At 60.9% G+C, this 21469-nt stretch carries 21 protein-coding genes; 11 read left to right on the top strand and 10 right to left on the bottom strand.

Annotated elements, in window-relative coordinates; genetic code table 11:
- Window positions 1–187, top strand: a 187-nt coding sequence (locus AB5Y64_RS10230) for a hypothetical protein (protein ID WP_368203731.1), incomplete at its 5' end; no start/stop codon positions are given.
- Between the two features lie 62 nt (window positions 188–249).
- Window positions 250–1446, top strand: coding sequence for an NnrS family protein (locus tag AB5Y64_RS10225; RefSeq protein ID WP_039040109.1), 1197 nt, complete (start codon window positions 250–252; stop codon window positions 1444–1446).
- On the opposite strand, the gene AB5Y64_RS10220 is transcribed toward AB5Y64_RS10225, so the two are convergent.
- Window positions 1447–2019 (bottom strand): helix-turn-helix domain-containing protein, encoded by a 573-nt coding sequence (locus AB5Y64_RS10220; RefSeq protein ID WP_039040110.1) that lies wholly within the window; start codon window positions 2017–2019, stop codon window positions 1447–1449.
- 113 nt (window positions 2020–2132) lie between these two features.
- On the opposite strand from AB5Y64_RS10220, the gene AB5Y64_RS10215 reads away from it, so the two are divergent.
- Window positions 2133–3284: a benzoate/H(+) symporter BenE family transporter gene (locus AB5Y64_RS10215; RefSeq protein WP_039040111.1), complete on the top strand. Its 1152-nt coding sequence runs from the start codon at window positions 2133–2135 to the stop codon at window positions 3282–3284.
- A 147-nt stretch (window positions 3285–3431) separates the two neighbouring features.
- Complete coding sequence (locus tag AB5Y64_RS10210; protein WP_039040112.1) at window positions 3432–4496, top strand: DUF3103 family protein; 1065 nt, start codon at window positions 3432–3434, stop codon at window positions 4494–4496.
- Window positions 4497–4559: 63 nt separating this feature from the next.
- Here the strand turns inward: AB5Y64_RS10210 and metF are convergent, their stop codons facing one another.
- Complete coding sequence (metF, locus tag AB5Y64_RS10205; RefSeq protein WP_039040113.1) at window positions 4560–5456, bottom strand: methylenetetrahydrofolate reductase; 897 nt, start codon at window positions 5454–5456, stop codon at window positions 4560–4562.
- Window positions 5457–5783: 327 nt separating this feature from the next.
- Here metF and AB5Y64_RS10200 point away from each other — a divergent pair, with 327 nt between their 5' ends.
- The gene (locus tag AB5Y64_RS10200) at window positions 5784–6575 is read left to right on the top strand and encodes a GNAT family N-acetyltransferase (protein WP_039040114.1); all 792 of its coding nucleotides are present in this window, start codon (window positions 5784–5786) and stop codon (window positions 6573–6575) included.
- A gap of 60 nt (window positions 6576–6635) precedes the next feature.
- Here AB5Y64_RS10200 and AB5Y64_RS10195 read toward each other — a convergent pair whose 3' ends face one another.
- The 3 genes from AB5Y64_RS10195 to AB5Y64_RS10185 all read right to left on the bottom strand — a co-directional run bounded on the left by AB5Y64_RS10195 (window position 6636) and on the right by AB5Y64_RS10185 (window position 10895).
- Window positions 6636–8099, bottom strand: coding sequence for an extracellular solute-binding protein (locus AB5Y64_RS10195; RefSeq protein WP_039040115.1), 1464 nt, complete (start codon window positions 8097–8099; stop codon window positions 6636–6638).
- Window positions 8100–8107: 8 nt separating this feature from the next.
- Entirely contained in the window at window positions 8108–10087 is a 1980-nt protein-coding gene (locus AB5Y64_RS10190) for a methyl-accepting chemotaxis protein (protein ID WP_039040116.1), read from the bottom strand.
- 196 nt (window positions 10088–10283) lie between these two features.
- The gene (locus AB5Y64_RS10185) at window positions 10284–10895 is read right to left on the bottom strand and encodes an OmpW family outer membrane protein (protein WP_010674216.1); all 612 of its coding nucleotides are present in this window, start codon (window positions 10893–10895) and stop codon (window positions 10284–10286) included.
- A gap of 325 nt (window positions 10896–11220) precedes the next feature.
- Here AB5Y64_RS10185 and AB5Y64_RS10180 point away from each other — a divergent pair, with 325 nt between their 5' ends.
- Entirely contained in the window at window positions 11221–11346 is a 126-nt protein-coding gene (locus AB5Y64_RS10180) for a hypothetical protein (RefSeq protein WP_010674215.1), read from the top strand.
- A 116-nt stretch (window positions 11347–11462) separates the two neighbouring features.
- Here the strand turns inward: AB5Y64_RS10180 and uvrA are convergent, their stop codons facing one another.
- Both uvrA and AB5Y64_RS10170 read right to left on the bottom strand, forming a co-directional pair.
- Entirely contained in the window at window positions 11463–14291 is a 2829-nt protein-coding gene (gene uvrA, locus AB5Y64_RS10175) for an excinuclease ABC subunit UvrA (RefSeq protein WP_039040117.1), read from the bottom strand.
- Window positions 14292–14384: 93 nt separating this feature from the next.
- Window positions 14385–15023, bottom strand: coding sequence for a LuxR C-terminal-related transcriptional regulator (locus AB5Y64_RS10170; RefSeq protein WP_010674213.1), 639 nt, complete (start codon window positions 15021–15023; stop codon window positions 14385–14387).
- A gap of 517 nt (window positions 15024–15540) precedes the next feature.
- Between AB5Y64_RS10170 and AB5Y64_RS10165 the strand changes: the two genes are divergently transcribed.
- A complete protein-coding gene (locus tag AB5Y64_RS10165) occupies window positions 15541–16110 on the top strand; it encodes a single-stranded DNA-binding protein (RefSeq protein ID WP_010674212.1) in 570 nt (189 codons plus the stop codon).
- A gap of 161 nt (window positions 16111–16271) precedes the next feature.
- Window positions 16272–17042 (top strand): ABC transporter substrate-binding protein, encoded by a 771-nt coding sequence (locus AB5Y64_RS10160; RefSeq protein WP_039040118.1) that lies wholly within the window; start codon window positions 16272–16274, stop codon window positions 17040–17042.
- A gap of 46 nt (window positions 17043–17088) precedes the next feature.
- Here AB5Y64_RS10160 and AB5Y64_RS10155 read toward each other — a convergent pair whose 3' ends face one another.
- Window positions 17089–17211, bottom strand: coding sequence for a hypothetical protein (locus AB5Y64_RS10155; protein ID WP_010675895.1), 123 nt, complete (start codon window positions 17209–17211; stop codon window positions 17089–17091).
- Between the two features lie 296 nt (window positions 17212–17507).
- Between AB5Y64_RS10155 and yjbD the strand changes: the two genes are divergently transcribed.
- Entirely contained in the window at window positions 17508–17792 is a 285-nt protein-coding gene (gene yjbD, locus AB5Y64_RS10150) for a DUF3811 domain-containing protein (RefSeq protein ID WP_039040119.1), read from the top strand.
- 392 nt (window positions 17793–18184) lie between these two features.
- Window positions 18185–18394 carry a cold shock domain-containing protein gene (locus AB5Y64_RS10145; RefSeq protein ID WP_010675897.1) on the top strand — a complete coding sequence of 70 codons (210 nt, stop codon included), beginning with the start codon at window positions 18185–18187 and terminating at the stop codon, window positions 18392–18394.
- A gap of 177 nt (window positions 18395–18571) precedes the next feature.
- Here the strand turns inward: AB5Y64_RS10145 and AB5Y64_RS10140 are convergent, their stop codons facing one another.
- Complete coding sequence (locus AB5Y64_RS10140; protein WP_010675898.1) at window positions 18572–19957, bottom strand: ATP-binding protein; 1386 nt, start codon at window positions 19955–19957, stop codon at window positions 18572–18574.
- A 7-nt stretch (window positions 19958–19964) separates the two neighbouring features.
- Window positions 19965–20687, bottom strand: coding sequence for a response regulator (locus AB5Y64_RS10135; RefSeq protein ID WP_010675899.1), 723 nt, complete (start codon window positions 20685–20687; stop codon window positions 19965–19967).
- Between the two features lie 199 nt (window positions 20688–20886).
- On the opposite strand from AB5Y64_RS10135, the gene AB5Y64_RS10130 reads away from it, so the two are divergent.
- Window positions 20887–21243: a hypothetical protein gene (locus AB5Y64_RS10130; RefSeq protein WP_010675900.1), complete on the top strand. Its 357-nt coding sequence runs from the start codon at window positions 20887–20889 to the stop codon at window positions 21241–21243.
- The last annotated feature ends 226 nt before the right edge of the window (window positions 21244–21469 follow it).

Genomic DNA, 21469 nt, shown 5'->3' with positions numbered 1-21469 from the left:
GCCCACTTCGCTAGGAAGCTGGCTCATCAGTTCGGCGTGGTCCGCCGTGCTGGTAGGGGCGCATTATAGGGAGCCGCGCCGTGATGACAAGGGCTTTTTCACCGAAAAGAACCGTTCGCTCAGATATACAGCAAAGCGGTTCTATTTCGTTCGCATCACCACCATTTCGGGCTGTCATTGGATTTAAATTGAACATTTGAAAAGCCACTTTATAATTGGCTTTTCAAATGTCCAATTAAGGTTTCATTCATGCACCAGATCCTGGATAGCCGCAAAGAGGAGAGAATCGTTCCTCTGTTCCGCCTCGGGTTTCGGCCTTTCTTCCTGTTCGGCGCCTTGTTCTCGGCTTTGGCGATGCTGGGCTGGCTGGGGCAACTCAACGGCTGGTTCGCTCTGCCCGGGATTAGCACCCCCATCTGGTGGCATGCACATGAAATGCTGTTCGGCTTTGGTGCCGCCATAGTGGCGGGTTTTCTGCTTACCGCCGTCCAGAACTGGACCGCTCACCCAGGTGTACGCGGTTGGCCGCTGGCACTGGTCGTGGGATTGTGGGCCATCCCGAGAGGCCTGCTCCCCTGGTTTGGAGAAAGCAATGTCACTCTGATGGTCATGGACCTGGCCTGGTTGCCCCTCTGTACGTGGTTTCTCGCCAGACCCATCATAGTGACGCGCCAGTGGCGCAATCTCTTTTTTGTTCCCCTGCTTCTCGTTTTGACCCTGCTCAATACCGCTTGCTGGCGGTGGCATGCCGAATGGCCATTGGTGGAACATATCCTGCTTGCAACCGTGCTCCTCTTCACGACCCTGATTGCCGTCATGGGAGGACGTGTCATTCCCTTTTTTACCGCCAGAGCCACTGAGACGGAAAAAGCATTACCACTGCCGTGGCTGGAGCGCATTGCCCTCGCGTCTCTGTGGCTCATCCTGCTGCTCTGGTTAGTACTCCCGACCCAGTGGGTCATCGGAATTCAGATGTTCCCTCTATATATAGTGGCGGCAGGGGCTCACCTCTACAGGCAGCTGCGCTGGCGACCCGGCATCACGGTGGCCCAACCCCTGCTGTGGTCGCTTCACCTGGCCTACCTCTTTATCCCACTGGGGCTGACCGCCCTGGCGGCACGCACGGCTGGCTGGCCGATTGCCTTGTCACTGGCCAGCCATCTGTTCAGCGCGGGCAGCATGGGGGCCATGATCCTCGGGATGATAGCCCGTGTATCCCTCGGACACAGTGGCAGAGCCCTGCAGATAGGACGCAGGATCACGGCGGCATTTGCACTGGTCATCCTGTCCGCACTGTTGCGGGTCTTGCTCCCCCTCTTTTGGCCAGACCTCACCCTCACGGGATGGAACCTCAGCGGATGGAGCTGGGTTGCCGCCTACGGTCTCTTTGTCTGGGTCTATACCCCCATACTGACCAGTCCCAGAGCGGATGGCCGCCCCGGCTAGTCATCGCGTGACCATGGCCGGATAGTGGATCAGATTGTGGAAGATGGCGGGAGCGACCCCAAGATTGCGATAGCCATGGGGACGATCCGCTGCAAACCGGACGGCCTCACCCTGATCGAGGGAACGCCACGCCCCGTCCACCAGCACCTCCATCACACCGCTGATGACGATGACATGTTCGGTCACCCCGGGTTCATGGGGTTCTGACTCCCGCTGGTAGCCAGGTAGCAGGGTCAGTTCGAACAACTCGAAACCAAAGCGGGCCTCATAGGGGAAAAGCGGGGCAACCTGCATCCCCTCTCCCGCCGGCTGCTGTCGAATATCATCGGCAATACGGTATACCGTCTCTCCCTGCGCCGCTGGTGTCGGCTCAATGAAACTGGAGAAAGAGACCCGAAAACCGGTGGCAATCTTCCACAATGTTGCCACCGTCGGACTGGATTCACCTCGCTCGATCTGTCCCAGCATGGCCTTGCTCACCCCCGTTTCACGGGCGGCCATATCCAGGCTCCATCCTCTTTCAGTGCGCAGCCCTTTCAATCGCTGGGCCAGATAGCGACTCATCTCCTGCATCTGTTCTCCGATTTCTTTGAGCCATATTGTGCGCCATAACGCACAGCGTTATAGTCAAAACCACATTGTACGCAATAGCGCACAAGCTATCAGCATCCACAAGGAAGTTTCCCATGCCCCTAGCCCTCCCCCACATGGTCGCGGGACTCATCGCCGTATTGGTGGGTTACACGAGTTCTGTCGTCTTGATCATCCAGGCCGCCACGGCCGCCGGTGCCGATGCAGCCCAGGTCTCTTCCTGGTTATGGACACTGGGTATCGGCATGGGGGTCAGCTGCATCGGCCTCTCCCTCTATTACCGGATGCCTGTCTTGACGGCCTGGTCTACCCCGGGTGCCGCCCTGCTCATCACCAGCCTGGGGAACTTCAGTCTGGCGGAGGCCATCGGCGCCTTCATCATCTCTTCACTGCTGATCACCCTCTGCGGTATCAGCGGCTGGTTCGACAGGCTGATGCGTCACATTCCCGCCCCCCTGGCGGCCGCCATGCTGGCCGGAGTCTTGCTCAGGTTCGGGCTGGATCTCTTCAAGGTGGCACCGCAAGATCCTTTGCTGCTTGGCACCTTGCTACTGGCTTTCTTGCTGGGTCGCCACCTCTGGCCCCGCTACACCATGGTGCTGGTCCTGGCTGCCGGCATGCTGCTCTGCACCCTGAGGGGCGAGCTGCAACTCAACGAGGTTCACTGGCAACTTTCCACCCCGGTCTGGATCTCGCCAGCCTTTTCCATCGACGCCCTGCTCGGCATCGCACTCCCGCTCTTTCTCGTTACCATGACCTCGCAAAACATGCCGGGCATTGCCATCCTGCGCGCCCACGGCTATCAACCGGCCACTTCTTCCCTGATTGGCTGGACCGGATTCATCGGCGTGCTGCTGGCACCGTTTGGCGGCTATGCCTTCAACCTGGCCGCCATCACTGCCGCCATCTGCATGGGCAAGGAAGTGGATCACGATGTCACTCGACGCTGGCCTGCTGCCGTGTGGGCTGGATGTTTCTACCTGCTCACAGGCTGTTTCGGTGCCACCGTGGTTGCCCTGTTCAGCGCATTCCCTGCGGTGCTGGTCACCTGCGTGGCCGGGCTGGCGCTGCTCGGCACCATAGGCAGCAGCTTGCACAGCGCCTTGCAGCAGGACGAGGAGCGGGAAGCCGCGCTACTGACTTTCCTCGTGACTGCCTCGGGGATCACCCTGCTCGGGGTCGGGTCTGCCTGCTGGGGATTGCTGATCGGAGTGACATTGCATCAAGTCAACCGGCTCCGCGCCTGACCTGACCATCTGGGGAGACTCCAGTGAGACGCAGCACATAATCCTGAGAAGAGCGTTCACATATGAACCTTATTCCTTTCTAGTGACAAAACGGCGCAGATCCTTCCCGACAAGCGCCGTTGTCAGACTCAATACCGGAGAACGAAGATGAGGAATCAGGCTGCCATTTTGTTACTGGCACTGCTGGGCGCCACCACGACCCAGGCTGCCGACACCGATCGGGAGCTGGCACGCCAGCTCGCGCTGCAGCAGAAGAACCTGCTGCCACTCCTGAACAATCAGGAATACCAGAGTCCACTGCCCAACCTGCTGCAAAAGGCCAGCCCGCGCCTGAAGCGTCAGGCTCGGGATGCCAACCAGGCGGCCATCAGTCGGCAAGGGCTGGATGGTGAGGTCAGGGAACTGATGCAACTGCGGCTGGCCAATCCGGATCAGGCGGATGCACTGCAACAAGGGGTTGAGCCACTGGTTGCCTACATACCAAGTGGTGACGAAAAGAGCTGGAGCGCCATCGAGGCGTTCGACAGCGCTGGCAGCCCGATCTATCTCGATGTGAACCAGCCGCCGGCGCGACCGGTACTGGTGGTGGAGGCCGATCCGGTCAAAGCCAAGAATGCCGGCCTGAAGGTGATGCGAAAGGCGCTGGCTGCCGCCGACATGCAGGTGACGCCCCGTGCCACCAGCAACACCACGCCCCTCAAGACCAGCATTCTCAAGAAGATCAGGCTCAACGATGATCAGGAGCCCTGGCTGCTGGGCGCCGCCGAGGTCTATGCCGTCGTGGCCGGGGTCAACCCTGGCAGGGACGAGCCCGTGGTGGATATCGTCGACATGCCCTATCTCGACTACGACAACACCGACTACACCCCCAACCAGATCCTGGTCTATTGGGATCGCTACCGCTGGGGAGCCGTCGACGTGGTCATGATGGAGCAGGATGACAACGTCAATTACAAGGAGCTGAGCGCCCTCCTGATTGACGCACTCAAACTCGGCTTCACTGCGGGCGGCGTACCCGAGGCCCTGCCCTTCCTCGACCTCGGCGGTCGTATCGTCAAGGCACTCCCGGACTCCTGGATGACCAACAACGACGACTACCTCGACACCTTCTATACCCTGGAGCAGGACCAGAGCTATCACCAGTATCCCGGTGCCGCCGGCAATGCAGTCATCGATCTCGAGCCCAGGGAGATCCAGCCAACCCGGCCCTGACTGTCGCCCAAAACAAAAAGCCAATGAGAAGACTCATTGGCTTTTCTGTATCAGAGCCACGGATCAGGCCTGACCTTTCGGCCTCACGCCCAGTGTGTGACAGATGGCGTAGGTCAGCTCTGAGCGGTTCAGGGTATAGAAGTGGAAATCCTTCACCCCTTCCTGACTCAGCACACGCACCTGGTCGATGGCAATGCTGGCTCCCACCATGTTGCGCGTCATCTGATCGTTTTCCAGCCCTTCGAAACGCTGGTGCATCCAGCGCGGGATCTTCACGTTGGTGAAACCGGCAAACTTGGCCAGGGTCTGGTAGTTGGAGACCGGCAGTATCCCCGGCACGATCTCCGCATCGATACCGATGGCGGCGCAGCGATCCCGAAAACGCAGATAGGTCTCCACATCGAAGAAGAACTGGGTAATGGCCCGGTTGGCACCGGCATCTATCTTGCGCTTGAGGTTCAGCAGGTCGGATTGCGCACTGCGAGCCTCGGGGTGGCCTTCCGGATAGGCGGCGACCGAGATATCGAAATCGGCTTCGGATTTGAGCAGGGCGACCAGGTCGGTGGCATACATGTCAGGCTTGTCGAGACCGGGAGGCAAGTCTCCGCGCAGGGCCACGATGTGGCGAATACCGCTGTTCCAGTAGTCACGGGCAATGGTGCGCAGCTCGCCACGGCTGGCGTCGATACAGGTCAGGTGCGGGGCGGCGATGAGGCCGGTACGCTCCTTGATGTCCTTGATCACCTTGTGAGTGCGGTCCCGGGTGCCCGAATTGGCGCCATAGGTCACAGAGACGAATTTGGGCTCCAGCACCTGCAGGCGCTCGATGGACTGCCAGAGGGTGTTCTCCATCCCTTCGCTGTTGGGCGGGAAAAACTCGAAACTGACCGATATGTCGCCACCCAGATCCGCCAAACTCTGGTTGAGTGCCTCAACCTGACGCGCGCTGTGAAATCCCATCTGCTCTCTCCCTGTCCTGCAACCCATTCCTTCACGCCAAAACGGATGTTTGGACGTCTAAACGTCTTTCTATCTTTATGAGAAAACGGATCAAAGTCAATACCGATTTGTCAGCGACAAGGGGGATTGCCGATTTTTTTATTTTGCAATTCAACCTAAGTAATGAGCGACCCCATCCCAAAATGCTGTCAGGCACGCTATGATGCGGGCGGATCGTCCTGGACGTTCTGAATCTGCGTGTGATTGTTTGGCCGGGTTTCCCGGCCTTTTTTTAACTTCTTTCCCCGCCTGCCGATAAGCAATTCAAGCGTTTGCAGGAGCCCCATCATGGAAGATCACCCCGGTTTTGCCACCGATCTGCTGTTCGATCGCTATCAGGGCGAGGTGACGGATCATGATGCGTTCTGGACCGTGCGCACCCCGGGCTCTCCAGACTACTACTTCGGCAACTACCTGTTGCTACCCACCCCCCCAAGCGATCGTGACAAGGGCTGGCTCGAGGCCAGTTTCGACAGGCTGATTGGCTGGGATCCCCGTATCCGCCACCGTACCTTCCAGTGGCCCCTCGCCGCAGGCCAGAACAGCCGGGTCGCCGGGTTCGTGGCGGCGGGATACCAATACATGGAGTGCGTGGTACTGGCGCTGAGTGCAATGGAGTGGCAAGCCCCCACCGGCAGCGACCTGGCCCCGGCTCGCCCGTTCACCGCGACGGACTGGGATCAGTGGCTCGCCTTCGAGCTGGCAGAGCGGGATCCCGCCCATTCGGAGGAGCGCTATCTTCCCTATCTCTTGTCACGCCGCCAGCTCTATCAGGCCATGATCGATGACGGGCTCGGACAGTGGTGGGGGTTATGGCACCAGGATCAACTGGTTGCCAGCTGCGGACTCTTCTTCACCGGCACCCTGGGACGCTTTCAACTGGTGCGCACGCACGCAGAGTGGCGAAACCGGGGGCTCTGTCGTCTGTTGCTGAGCCAGGTCGCACGCCAGGGACTGGCACGGGCCAGTTCGCTCATCATAGTGGCAGACGAGCACTATCACGCCCAGCGGGTCTATCGCGCTCTGGGTTTCGTGCCGGTGGCCCGTATCGGCAGCCTGTGCCGCTGGCCACGGGAATGACAGGTCATCACGCAGATGCAAAACGGGAGGCCAAGGCCTCCCGTTCTTCATGGTGAACCATCAGGGTTGTGCCCCCTCCAGTTCACTGGCGAGCGCCTCCTCCACTTCGGCAGGAGGCGCTGGAGCGACGGCTCCGGACACCGGTACTGACGGAGGCTGGGTCACGCTTGCTCCGGAGGGCGCTTGTCCATCCGGCACCACAGGTGCAGCAGGCTCGGTCCCGATGGCACCCGACACGGGGACGGCAGGCACGCTCGCCTCACACTGACACTCCTGTCCCTTGCCCTGGTTGCCCTGATGGGGGGCATACCACCCTTTCAACCCCTGTTCCAGGCGATCGGCCGCCGCCTTGGGTGCCACGGTTCCCAGCAATACCTGCTGGCTCACCTCGGCCAGTTCATCCCCGAGCTTGGGAGTGCCGCGGGAGAGGATCTGGGTGGCAACCCGGATGGTGGAATCGCACTGATCCCGCCACTCCATCATCTCTCTGGCCGCCGGATTGGTGGCTTCAAAGAAGTGGTTGGAGAGCGAGAAGAAGCCGGGCAGCGAGTTGGTATAGAGCTCGGCAAACTGGGGAGTGGTCAGCCACTGCAGGAAGGTCATGGCGGCCTCCTTGTTCTTGCTGGCCGGATTCATCCCCATACCGATATCGGTGTGATCGGTGAAGAAACAGCCATCCCCCTGCTTTGCCACGGGCGGGCGCATGACACCGAAGTCCACCTTGCCGGTGAAGGGGGCGATCTCCCAGGATCCCGCCGCATAGAAGGCAGCCTTGCCCGAGGTGAAGAGCTCGTTGGTGGTGGCGTAGTCGCGGCTCTCGCCCCCCTCCCCCAGGTAGTCACGCCAGCGGGCCAGCTCCTCGAACACCTTGACGTATTGCGGGTTGTTGAAGCGCTCCTGGCCCCCGATCAGCGCCAATCGACCATCCTCCCCCTTCCAGTAGTTGGGGCCTATGTTCTGGAAACCGAGCTCGGAGGCAACCCAGCTCTCCGAGCCGCTCACGGCGAGGGGAACATAGCGACCATCCGCCTTCACCTTGTCCAAGGCTGCGAAGAATGCCTCGCGGGTCTGGGGTACCGTCAGCCCCAGCTCACTGAATATCTTCTTGTTGTAGAAGAAGCCGTGAATCACCGATGCCATGGGTACGCAGAAAGTCTGGGCGCCGCTGTCGGTCTGCCAGGGGGATTGGGCAAAGCTCGGGAAGTTCTCCATCCCCGCCATCTCGCTCAGCTCCACCAGATGGCCCGCCTTGAACAGGGCCAGGGAGTCGTCAAACGGGCGGCAGGTGATGAGATCCCCCGCCTTGCCCGCCTTGAGGCTGGCCCAGAGGGTCGGCATGTACTCGACGTTCTGCACCCCGTTGAATTTCACCTGAATACCCGGGTGGGCGGCCTCGAAAGCAGGAATGATCTTCTGTTCCCACAAGGCCTTGTCATCAATGCGCCAGCTCTCTATCACCAGCTCGCTGGCCATCAGCTGGCCACACAACAGGAGACTCAGGGCCCCGATCCACTTATTAGCCATAAGTCCTCCTACACCTTGAAATGGGCGATCAATTGCTGCTGCTTGGCGACCAGATCCGCCAGCACCTCACTGCTGCTGGCCGATTCCCGCGCCTCCCGCTCGGTCTCGTAAGCCACATCCGCAATGCCGGCGACATGACGGGCAACCCCCTGACTCACGGAGATCTGTTCCTGGGCGGCATGAGCCACCTGATCCGCCATCGCCTTGATGGCGCTCATCCGCTCGGCAATGGATTGCAGTGCTTCGTCCATCACCCGGGTCTGGGCCACGCAATCCTGGGTCTGCTCCTGGCTGCGTGCCATCACGGCCACCACGTGCTTGCTGGAACTTTGCAGGTTCTCGATCATGGCCTGGATCTCCTCGGTCGAGGTCTGGGTCCGGTTCGCCAGTGCCCGCACCTCGTCCGCCACCACCGCGAAGCCGCGACCGGCGTCCCCCGCCCGGGCCGCCTCGATGGCCGCGTTCAGCGCCAGCAGGTTGGTCTGCTCGGCGATGCTGCGGATCACGTCGAGGATGCTGCCGATGTTGTCGCTGAATTCCCCCAGCTTGTGGGTGATGCCGACCGCCTCTTCCATGGCACCCGCCAGTTGTTCGGTGATCTGGCGCGTAGTCGCCACCTGTTTGCGTCCGGCGCGGGCCTCTTCGTCCGCCAGGTCCACCTCACGCTTCGTGCCGTCAGTGGAGCGCGCCACCTCGGTCGCACTCACCTCCAGCTCGGTGATGGCGGCAGCCACCTGATCGGTCTGGCTCTTCTGATCCTGCACCCGTGACATGGCCCGCTCGCTTATCTCGGCGGCGCGGCTCGCCTCGTCCACCAGATGGCGCGAGCCGGCATTGATCTGGGCGAGCAGTTCGCCAGTCTTGTCTGCCAGGGTATTGATCGAGCGGGTCAGGCTGCCGAACTCGCAGCGGCTCTGGTAGTCGATGCGCCGGGTCATGTCACCCGTGGCCATGCGATCCAGCTCCCGATCGATGAGTTGCAGCGGACGCTGGATGCTGCGGGCCGTGGTGTAACCGATGAGGAGCGCGGCGGCCGCGGAGATGGCAGACACGATCAGGATCCAGGCGCTGGCGCTGCTGACGGCGTCATCCGCCCCGACCCGGCTCGCGCTGGCAATGCTGCCCGCCGATTTGGCCATCTCGTCCAGCAGCGCCAGGCTGTTGACCAGACTGGTGTCGAGCTGCTGGTTCAGGGACTGCAGCGAGGCCGCCAGTTGCTGGCCATTGCGCATGGTCGCCAGCAACCCTTTCGGGCCGAGGGCCAGCTCCTGCATCCGATCGAGGTTGACGATGAAACGCTGCCTCACGTCATCGGGCACCTGCACCCGTTCGAGCCGTTTGCGTGCCATCTCGATATCCTTGCCGAGCACCTTCTCCAATTCATTGAGATCGGTCTTGGCATCGGCCCGGCGGATGTTTTTCAGATCCCGGGCAATGCCGGAGGTGATGAGTTCGGCCTTGTTGCGCATGGAGCGTTTGCTCGCAGTCTGCTGCAACAACAGGTCGGCGGCCCACTGGTAGGTATCTTCCAGCCGGATGAACGCCAGCTCCAGTTCATGGCGCCGATCGAGTGCGGCCACCCACTGGCCGTGCTGGGTCAGCACCTGATCCGCCAACCCGTAGAACTCGCGGGTCGCCCCGTCGACCTGGCGGAACCGCTCGCTCGCCTCCGCCACCCCGTCAAACCGGGCCATCTCCTTGCTCTGGGCCAGGAAACGCTCCTGCTGCGCCTTGAACTGGCTGGCCAGTTGCGGCAACTGGGCCGCCTCCTCGCTGGTTCTGTAGGTGAGCACCCAGCGGTTGCTGTCCTGCAGTGCGCCCTTGAGCCCGGCGACCGCGATCACCAGGGGGGTGGCACGATCAGAAACCTGGGAGAGCCCCTCGTTGATCCCCCGGATCTTCAAGATACTGATGAAGCCGAGCAGAACCAGCAACAACAGCATCAGCACGAAGCCGGCGATGATCCGCTGCACAATAGATAAACCCATGGAGGCATCCTCACTCGTTGGGGAAAGGGGTGAATGCCGAGGTTATCGGCAGCGGGATGCAATGGAATAGCGGTTCGTGACGCGATGGCGGGCCAGATCACAGTTGGCGTGACATGGCAGGCAGAAAAGGGCCCGAACAGAGCCGGGCCAAAGAGACATGCTTGTTGTCATGGCCGTGCACCGGCCACGTTTGTCATCAGAAGCGGTAACCGACGCCGAACATGAAGGCCACCGGATCGATGGAGGTGTTGATGGTGCCCACGGCGGTATGCACATCGGTATCGATGTCGATGAGCCAGGCAGAGGCGTTGACGAACCAGCGGTCATTGATCGCCATGTCCAGGCCCACCTGACCCGCCATCCCCCAGGAGGAGTCCACGCTCACATCCGTCCCGGCCAGGGCACCGCGCCCTTCCTCGTCGAAGAAGGTGGTGTAGTTGATACCGGCACCCACATAGGGGCGCACCTTGCTGTTGGCATCACCGAAGTAGTACTGCGCCATCAGGGTCGGCGGCAGGTGTTTGACCTTGGCGACCTCACCCAGGCCGGCAGTCGACACCGAGTGGGAGAAGGGGGTCGCGGCCAGCAGCTCGACACCCCAGTTGTCCGTCAACATGTAGGAGAGGGTCAGGCCAAGCTGCATGTTGCTGTCGATCTCCAGCTCGCCCGTCCCCAGCACGTTGTCACTGCTGGTCTGGGGAGAGACGAACGCCAGGCCACCACGGACCAGGATGTCACCGGCCTGATGTGCCATGGCGACGGGGGAAGCAAAAGCGGCTGCGATTAACAGAGGAAGGATCTTTTTCATCACATTATTCCTTTTTTGTTTTCTTTCTATGTTGCAAGCCCGAAAACTATAAAAGGATGTGAATGGCCGGTTATTGATTTAGCTCAATAGTTATCAAGAAATAGATAGATGTACACGGCAGCTTTGATTGGACAATCAAACCGCAGATGAAAATAAAAAGTCATTCAAATACATGATGATGCCTTAAATTACCGCATCATCATGAAATGTAAAATACCAATTAAATACACCTTAAACACCTTCATATCACCTTTCAATTGTTGTTTAATTATGCCCCGGGGCGTATTTTATTAATGCGATGTAACCACGCTGTAATTTGAATTTTATGAAACCACAGACACGCAAAGACAAAATTCTCGGCATTCTTGCCGCCATCTGGGGGATAGGTTCCTTCCTCTTCATTCTGCTGGGTTTCCTGTTCGCCCTCGCCTTCCTGATGCTGACACACTGAGTCTGCCGGACGAGTCCCTCTTTTCTCCCTCTCATCCCTGGCCGGGCGCCAGACCGGCGCACCTCGCCCACCGGCCAACAAAAAAGGGGCCCTGGCCCCTTTTTCTCGAGTGACGCTTATTTCTCCAGTAGAGGAGCGAGGAAGCGCGCCGTGTGGGACTCCTTGCAACGGCTCATCTCCTCAGGCGTACCCGTCACCAGAATACGACCACCACCAGCGCCCCCTTCCGGGCCCAGATCGACGATCCAGTCCGCGGTTTTGATGACGTCCAGGTTGTGCTCGATGATGACGATGGTGTTGCCCCGATCCCGCAGCTGGTGCAGTACCTTGAGCAACTGCTGGATATCGTGGAAGTGCAACCCCGTGGTCGGCTCATCCAGAATATAGAGGGTCTGGCCGGTGTCCCGCTTGGAGAGCTCCCGCGCCAGCTTGACCCGCTGCGCCTCGCCGCCAGAGAGCGTGGTGGCGGACTGACCGAGCCGGATGTAGGAGAGGCCCACGTCCATCAGGGTCTGCAGCTTGCGCGCCACCGCCGGCACCGGATCGAAGAAGGCACGGGCATCTTCCACCGTCATCTCGAGGATTTCGTGGATGTTCTTGCCCTTGTACTTCACCTCCAGGGTCTCGCGATTGTAGCGCTTGCCCTTGCAGACGTCGCACGGCACGTAGACGTCCGGCAGGAAGTGCATCTCCACCTTGATGACCCCGTCCCCCTGGCACGCCTCGCAGCGTCCCCCCTTCACGTTGAAGGAGAAGCGGCCCGGCTGGTAGCCACGGGAACGCGCCTCCTGGGTGCCGGAGAGCAGCTCGCGGATCGGGGTGAACAGGCCGGTGTAGGTGGCCGGGTTGGAGCGCGGGGTGCGGCCGATGGGGCTCTGGTCGATATCCACCACCTTGTCCAGATGCTCCAGCCCCTCGACGCTGCGATAGGGAGCCGGGGTGGACTCGGTGGCCTTGTTCAGCTCGCGGTGGGCGATGCGGAACAGGGTGTCGTTGATCAGGGTCGACTTGCCGGAACCGGAGACGCCGGTGACGCAGGTCATCACTCCGATGGGCAGATCCAGGTTGACGTTGCGCAGGTTGTTGCCGCTCGCCCCTTTCAATTTCAGCCACTTGCCAGTGAGCGGGGTGCGCTCGGCCGGGATGGCGATCTGCTTGCGCCCGGAGAGGTAGTCACCGGTCAGGGACTCGGGGTTCGCGATGATCTCTTCCGGCGTCCCCTGGGCGACGATGGCACCGCCGTGCACGCCAGCCCCCGGGCCGATGTCGAGCACATGGTCGGCGAGGCGAATGGCATCCTCATCGTGCTCCACCACGATCACGGTGTTGCCGAGATCACGCAGGTGAGTCAGGGTCTTGAGCAGCCGCTCGTTGTCACGCTGATGCAGACCGATGGAGGGCTCGTCCAGCACGTACATGACCCCCACCAGGCCAGCCCCGATCTGGCTGGCCAGCCGGATCCGCTGCGCCTCGCCACCGGAGAGGGTCTCGGCGCTGCGCGACAGGCTCAGATAGTTGAGGCCGACGTTCACCAGGAAGCCGAGCCGCTCGACGATCTCCTTGAGGATCTTGTCCGCTATCTGGGCACGCTGACCGGACAGGTTCAACCCTTCGAAGAAGGCCAGGGCATCGCCGATGGACTGCTCGGCGATGGCGGGCAGGTTGCGATTGTCCACGAAGACGTGGCGGGCTTCTTCCCGCAGTCGGCTGCCACCGCAACTGGTACAGGACTTGTTGGCAATGTATTTGGCCAGCTCTTCCCGCACCGCGTTGGATTCGGTCTCCCGGTAGCGGCGCTCCATGTTGTGCAGGATCCCCTCGAACGGGTGCTTGCGCACCACCACGTCGCCGCGGTCATTCATGTAGCGGAACTCGATCTCGGTGCGCCCGGAGCCGCGCAGGATCACCTCCTGGGTCTTGAGCGGCAGATCCTCCCAGGGGGTCTCCAGGTCGAACTTGTAGTGATCGGCCAGGGATTTGAGCATCTGGAAGTAGTAGAAGCTGCGCTTGTCCCAACCACGGATGGCGCCGCCAGCCAGGCTCTGGCCTGGATCATGGATGAGCTTGGCGGGATCGAAATACTGCTGCACCCCGAGACCGTCACAGGTGGGGCAGGCCCCCGCCGGGTTGTTGAAGGAGAATATCCGGGGCTCCAGCTCCGACATGGAGTAACCGCACTCGGGGCAGGCGAAGTTGGCGGAGAAGGTCATGGGGGCAACCCCATCCTCCCCGTCCATCGGCACCACCAGCACGATGCCGCCGGAGAGAGTCAGCGCCGTTTCGAACGATTCGGCCAGGCGCAGGGCCAGGTCATCGCGCACCTTGAAGCGATCCACCACCACCTCGATGGTGTGCTTCTTGTGCAGCTCCAGGGCGGGAGGATCCGACAAATCGCACACCTCGCCGTCGATGCGGGCGCGGATGTAACCCTGGGCCGCCAGGTTCTCCAGCAGCTTGGTGTGCTCCCCCTTGCGGTTGCGCACCACGGGGGCCAGCAGCATCAGCTTGGCGCCTTCGGGCTGGGCCAGCACCTGATCCACCATCTGGCTGATGGTCTGGGCCGCGAGCGGAATGGCGTGGGTCGGGCAGCGTGGCTCCCCGACCCGGGCGAACAGCAGCCGCAGGTAGTCGTAAATCTCGGTGATGGTGCCGACGGTCGAGCGCGGGTTGTGGGAGGTGGACTTCTGCTCGATGGAGATGGCAGGCGACAGCCCCTCGATGTGGTCCACGTCCGGCTTCTCCATCAGGGAGAGGAACTGGCGGGCATAGGCGGAGAGCGACTCCACATAGCGGCGCTGCCCCTCGGCATAGAGGGTATCGAACGCCAGGGAGGATTTGCCCGAACCGGACAGGCCGGTGACCACGATCAGCTTGTCACGTGGCAGGATCAGGTTGATGTTCTTGAGGTTGTGGGTGCGGGCACCCCGGATCACGATTTTTTCCATCTTGTTGCGCGCTCGATACGGGAACCAGAGCGGGCCAGTATGGCATAGAGACTACTGGATGAATAGACAGTCTTTCCTTCCGTGCCCCCTTCCTCAGAGATACTCCTTGGCCCAGCTCACCGCCTGCAACCGGTTCTTGACGTTCAGCTTCTTGAAGACGTTGTAGAGATGGGATTTGACGGTGTGTTCACTCACGAACAGGCTGTCGGCGATCTCGGTGTTGGAGGCCCCCGTCATCAGGTGACGCACGATCTCCTGCTCGCGGGCGGTCAGCAGCGTCTGCTGACGCTGAGGTTGCCCGCTCCCCTTGCGGTAGTAGTCCACCAGGTCGCACAGCAGGTGGCGCGGGATCCAGTACTCCCCCTGCAACACCTTGCGGATGCCGAAGACCAGCCTGTCCAGCGTGTCCTGACGAAAGAAGAGCCCGCTGGTATGGGGCCACATCAGCAGCAGCTCTTTGTTGGTGCTGGTCGGGGCATTGAGCAACACGGCACTGGCCTCGCCAAAGCGCTGGCAGATGGCATTGCTCCACAGCTCCTGCTGGGTCGACTTGAGGTAGTCCAGATCGATCAGCAGCAAGGTTTTGGGGGCGCCCTCTGCAACGTCTGGCAGGTCATTCAGCTCCCCCACCAGCAAGATGGGCAGACCAAGCTCTTCACTGAGGTGACGCTGGAAACGGGAGGCTTGTGCGTTATTTTCGGTGATCAGCACCAGGAGGGAGTCGGGCGTCATCAAGAGAACTTCCTTGCACATTCGAGTCGGGGCTTTTTGGCAAGGAAGAGTACCAATCCCCCTCCTGGCTGCAGCATTAAAAAAGTATTAGACGCATCGGTGGCTCCTTTGAAGCCCAGCAATTTTCCAGCCAATACAATTGGCTAGCACGCCCCCCCCATTTGGGGGGTCAAGTAGTGCCGGTGCGCACCATAACAGCTCCGCCCTCTTCACGCAGCCTGCCCCAGCCGCCTCCCCTTGCTGGTGACACCTGACCTCGGGTAAGTTACTCAGGCTGTGGCGATCCATTGACGCCACAGTGGCAGGGAAGATGTGCGCTCATGCCCGCCAACTGGTACTATGGCGGCCAAACGCTGCGGCCGATCCATGACGCCTCTGCCGGCAAGCTCCGGCGCAGCCAGGACACTGAAGAGAGATGACACCCAGCCAGGGCGCGCATCTCGTTGCAAACAAACACATTATTGAATGGGCCCAGGCATCTGGCCTGGCCGGTATACATAAGGGTGGAAGAGAGATTATGGCCAGTCGAGGCATCAACAAAGTCATTCTGATCGGTAACCTGGGGCAAGACCCGGAAGTGCGCTACATGCCGAGCGGCGGTGCCGTGACTAACATCACCCTGGCCACCTCCGATACCTGGCGCGACAAGCAGACCGGTGAGCAGAAAGAGCGCACCGAATGGCACCGTGTCGTCTTCATGGGCAAGCTGGCCGAAGTGGCCGGCGAGTACCTGAAGAAGGGCTCCCAGGTCTATGTGGAAGGCAAGCTCCAGACCCGCAAATGGCAGGATCAGAGCGGCCAGGAGCGCTACACCACCGAGGTGCTGGTCGACAGCTTCACCGGTGTGATGCAGATGCTGGGTGGCCGTCCGCAGGGCGGTGGCCAGGGCATGGGCGGCCAGTCATCCCAGGGCAACTGGGGCCAGCCGCAACAGGCTGCACCGCAACAGAACATGCAACGTCCTGCTGCCCCGCAGCAGAACATGCAACCGCAAGGCGGTTACGGCCGTCCGGCCCAGCAGCCGCAATCCGCCCCGCCGGTCTACAACGAACCGCCGATGGATTTCGACGACGATATTCCGTTCTGATCCCCTGCGGCAGGCCCTGATTCATCAGGGCCTTTTTTTACCTGTTTCTGACGCATTCACCTCCCCCGACGACCATGTTGCTGCCACTTTCCCCCGCTTTACGTCCCCTTCGTCCAGGCTTGTGGCTATCATCGAGACGATTTCTCCCTTCGGGAACCTGCATGAACCACTTGAGCCGTCTGCTGTGCTTCGCCCTGCTGATGTTCGGCGGCCACCTTGCTGCGGAGCCGCTGCGGGTGGGAGTCAGCTTTGCCATTCCTCCCTATGTCATCAGCCACGAAGACAGGGGCATTGAACTCGATCTCATGCGAGAGGCCTTCGCAGGCAGCCCCCATGAGCTGCAGGTCGTCTATCTTCCCCTGGAGCGCACCTTCAGGATGCTGGAGGAAGGCAAGCTGGACGCCATCATCAACGTCAAACCCGGCATGCTGGAAAGCGCCTACCTCTCACAGCCGGTGATCACCTTCCACAACCGGGTCTTCACCCTGGCGCCGACGGCAGTCCACACCATGAAGGATTTGCAGACCCTGCGAGTCAGTGCCTTCCAGCGTGCACGACAGATCCTGGGAACGACCTTCTCCGACATCGTCGACCAGAATCCCCGTTATGAAGAGGTGGCGAGGCAGGAGGGACAGGTACAGCGGCTCCTGCTCGGGCGCACCGATGCCGTGATCCTGGAACAGCGGGTGTTCTACTACTATCTGGCGCAGTTGCTCGGGGATGACCAGGAGGGCGACCGCTATCCCAAGAACAGGGTCAGACAGCACGACCTCTTCCCCCCGACTCACTACCACTTCGCCTTTCGCGAGGCGGGCCACCGGCAATGGTTCGACAGACAGCTCGCCAAGATGAAGGCGGACGGGCGCTATGAGCGGATCTTTGCCGCCTATGGCACCACCTCTACTGCCGGAGACAAAAAAGCCAGCCCATGATGGACTGGCTTGATACCGGCTCCAGGGAGCCGCAGTGGATGGAGCGTTACTTCATCGCGCTGCCGTTTTTCAGCTCTGCTTTCTGACGTTTGGCTTCGCGTTTCTCTTTCAGTGACATCTGCGGTTTTTTCTTGGCATCTTTGCCGTGATGCTGTTCTTTGTTGCTCATCATCAGACTCCAAAAAGGTTACCTGGACAGTTGGAACGGGTGTTCCAGCATGTCAGCCGAATCGTGGATTTCAGTACGCCAACAGTGACGATCGGGGATCGCACTGGCCTCAGCATACCCCCAATCTTCCGCCGGGATCCAGCCTCCCGGCAGCGCCTGTCAGCCAGGCGTTCCCGTCGCGTGCTCCCCCGGGAAATGACGACCGGGCGACACTTTTGGCATCCGGGGACGGATGGTCAGCCTGTCTCCGATGGATGTGTGTTAGGGTGGGCATTCAACGATCGCAGGAGCGCGTCATGAAGAAGCTGGAAATGAAGGATCTGACCGAGGCCGAGAAAGCCGAGATTGCCCTGCTGGTGCAAAAGGCCCAGGCCAATGCCGATCACACCCTGACCAACGGGGAGCGCAACAAGATCCGCGAAGCAGGACGCCAGAAGATCGCCGCCGATCGCGCCCAGGCCGCCAAGGCGGCTTCCGCACTGGCGCGGGAGAAAGCCAAGGAGCGAGCCAGTGCCCAAGTACTGCCCGACACCTTCAGCTGGTCCGATTCCGTCAGCAACAAATACCGTGGCAGACGGTAACGGCAGCATGAACGCACGCAGATGACGCTGCTGCAAAAAAGGGGGCTGGCAGAGCGTCATGTCATCTCCCTGAAAAGGGCAGCAGGAGGCGCCTGGCAGCTGATGCACACCCGGATAAAACCCCGATCCAGTCATCACTGACTGAAACGAATACCAAGATAAAGATTGCCATGACAGGGTGTGCGTGTTCTAATCGTTTTCGATGGTTCGGTAGTTCAGACCTGATTATGTTAGGCAGTCATCTTAAAGCAGTGATTTGTGCAGGCAGTTATCCCCGATAATTCTTGCCAGATAATTCTCCTTCTTTAGTGCTCCCCATACGTATTTCTGACGAAAAATCATGGATTGCCGCTCCGGTGGCGTTTCACTAATCACTACTCAAGGAAATTATCATGTCCAAAATGACTGGTACCGTAAAATTCTTCAACGCCGAGAAAGGCTTCGGTTTCATCTCCCCGGCTGACGGCAGCAAAGACGTGTTCGTTCACTTCTCCGCCATCCAGTCCAACGGTTTCAAAACCCTGGAAGAAGGTCAGCGCGTTGAGTTCACCATCGAGCAAGGCCAGAAAGGCCCGGCTGCTGCGAACGTCGTTCCGCAGTAATTCAAGCCGGAGCACCTTCCCCTCTTTGGGCAAGGGCCTCAGCAAGAATTGAAAAAACCCGCTTCGGCGGGTTTTTTGTTGCCCGTTTCCGGGTGACCGGCGTGTTGCCCTGCTTCCCTTTCGCCACGGGGAGCAAAAAGGGCACCCTGGTGGTGCCCCATTTCCTGGTCAGGTTCCTTACAGGGGCAGGCTGATCCGCGCCTCCAGCCCCCCCTCCTGGCGATTGTGAAGGCTGAGCTCACCGCCGTGCTGGTGCACCAGGGTGCGGGCGATGGCGAGCCCCAGTCCCACGCTGCCAGACTCGGTGTTGCGGGCTTCATCCAGGCGCACGAAGGGCTTGAACACCTCCTCCAACTGGCTCTCCGCAATCCCCGGCCCCTGATCGCGAACCAGGATCAGCAACTCGCCGTCACCGCGCACCAGAGAGACCTCGGCCCCCCCTGCGTACTTGATGGCGTTGCCGATGAGGTTTTGCAGCACCCGGCGCAGGGTGTTGGCGCGGCAGGCGTAAACCTGTTTACCCTCGGCCAGGCAGGTGACGGGCTGGCCCATGTCGGCATAGTCGTCACACAGGCTCTCCAGCAGGCTGACCAGATCCAGCTCCCGGGTCGCCTCCTGCTGCCCCTCCTCCCGGGCAAAGCTCAGGGTCGCCGCCAGCATCTGCTCCATCTGCTGCAGGGTCTGCTGGAAGCGCTCCTTGTCCTCCCCGTCCGCCAGAAACTCGCTGCGCAGCCGCAGGCTGGTGATGGGGGTGCGCAGGTCGTGGGAGATGGCGGCCAGCATCCGGGTTCTGTCCTGCACGAAGCGATCGAGCCGGGTGTGCATCCGGTTGAAGGCCTGGATGGACTCGCGGATCTCGGTGGGCCCCTCCTCGCGCAGGGGCTCGATGTCCTCACCACGCCCCAGCCTGTCGGCGTTGGCCGCCAGTTGCTTGAGGGGACGGGTCGCCCGGCGGAACAGCCAGATCATCAGGCCGATCACCAGGCTCGCCACCAGCAGCAGGTTGAGGGTCGTCTGCCAGGACCAGCTCGCCGTCTCCTTGTCCACCAGGGAGCTGAACTGGAGCCAGCCGCCGTTGGGCAGTTCGATGGAGCCGTAGAGCCGCATGTCCTGGGGCGGCGGCATGCCGTTGCGATCCTTCATCATGCGGTTGTGGTGCTGCCAGGCCCGGCTGCGCTGGATGTCCTGCTTCAGCTCGGCGCTGATCTCCACCGCCAGGGAGGATGGATAGCCGAGCTTGGCCCGCACCAGCTTCTCGAAGCGGGGGCTGCGGTTGTCCGGCTGCAACGGCTCGTCGGCCAGACGCAGCAGCAGGGTCTCGCTGCGGCTCGCCTTGAGGATCTCATGATAGAGGGAAGGAGGGGAGAGGGAGAGCAGGCGCACCACGGAGATGATGCGCTGCATGGCGTTGCGGCTGTTGACGTAACCGAGGGCCTCCTCCCTGTCCGAGCGGTAGATCTGGATACTGAGCAGCTGGATCAGCACCAGCCCCGCCAGGGCCACCAGCACTATCTGGCCGGTCAACCCCTTGGGCAGCAGCCTGGCGAAGACGCGCTTGATCATGTCGGCCTCACTCCTGGGTCACGTCGGCGGCGAACAGGTAACCGCCACCCCAGATGGTCTTGATGAGCTCGGGATTCTTGGGATCCCGCTCCAGCTTGCGCCGCAGTCGGCTCACCAGGGTATCGATGGCGCGATCGAAGGCCACCGCCTCCCGGCCACGGGCCAGATCCAGCAACTGATCCCGGCTCAGCACCCGCTGGGGCCGCTCCAGAAACACCTTGAGCAGATCGAACTCGGCGGTGGAGAGGCTCATCCCCACCCCCTCCTCGTCCACCAGCTCACGGCGATTGACGTCGAGCAGCCAGCGATCGAAGCGCAGATCCCGGGTCAAGGTCTCCGGCACGGGCAGGCTCTCTGCCTGGGTACGGCGCATCACCGCCTTGATGCGGGCCAGCAGCTCCCGCGGGTTGAACGGCTTGGAGAGGTAGTCGTCCGCCCCCATCTCCAGGCCGATGATGCGGTCCGTCTCCTCCCCCATGGCGGTCAGCATGATGATCGGCAGACGGGATTTGACCCTGAGCTCGCGGCACAGGGTGAGGCCATCCTCCCCCGGCATCATCAGATCCAGCACCAGCAGGTCGAACTCCCGCTCATCCAGCAGCCGCTTCATCTCCTTGCCATCGCGGGCGCAACTGACGCGCATGCCATGCTGCTCCAGAAAGCGCTTGAGCAGATCGCGGATCTCGCTGTGGTCATCGACCACCAGAATATGAGGGCTGCCTTGGTTCATCATCATCTCTCCGTTATCGGGCTGGGGCGATTATACGAAAATCAACCGGGCGGGTTGTGTCAAAGTGTGCCAGCACGCCTCTGTGCCACACTCTGCTACAAAATAGGCTTCTACTGGCAAATTTCAGACACTTCCACGGTGTTTACTGGATACCAAGGCGAAAGAGCCTCTACCCGTACACATCCGACAGGAGTTACCCATGAAAAAGCTGACCAAGACCCTGCTGACCGCCACCCTGATCCTCGGCCTGCCGCTGGGCGCCTATGCCGCCAGCGAGGCGGTCTCCACCGCACAACCGACCCAGGCCACGGCGACCGGTTGCCCCATGGACGGTACCGGCATGATGGGCGGCAAACATCATGGCGGCCGCCACGACAAGATGGCCCGCATGAAGAACATGACCCCGGAACAGATCCAGGCCCATCTGCAACAGCGCTACGACAAGATTGAAGATCCGGCCAAGAAGGCGGAGTTCGTGAAGAACCTTGGTCTGCGTGCAGACGGCATGATCAAGCACGCCGAGGTGATGAAGCAGTTCGCAGAAGCAAACCAGTAAATCGAAGTAATGAAGCCGTTTGCCGAAGCAGACCAGTAAGTCGAGATGATCAAGCAGTTCGCAGAAGCAAACCAGTAAATCGAAGTGATGAAGCCGTTTGCCGAAGCAGACCAGTAAGTCGAGATGATCAAGCTGTTCGCAGAAGCAAACCAGTAAGTCGACGTAATGAAGCGGTTTGCCGAAGCAGACCCGTGAGCCGGCGGGGCCCTGCCCCGACACCGGCGAA

The organism is Aeromonas sp. R5-1, assembly GCF_040908265.1.
In the GTDB taxonomy this organism is placed as follows: Bacteria; Pseudomonadota; Gammaproteobacteria; order Enterobacterales; family Aeromonadaceae; genus Aeromonas; species Aeromonas caviae.
The sequence above is the reverse complement of the archived record's forward strand: the minus strand, read 5'-3'. Positions and strand labels throughout refer to the sequence as shown.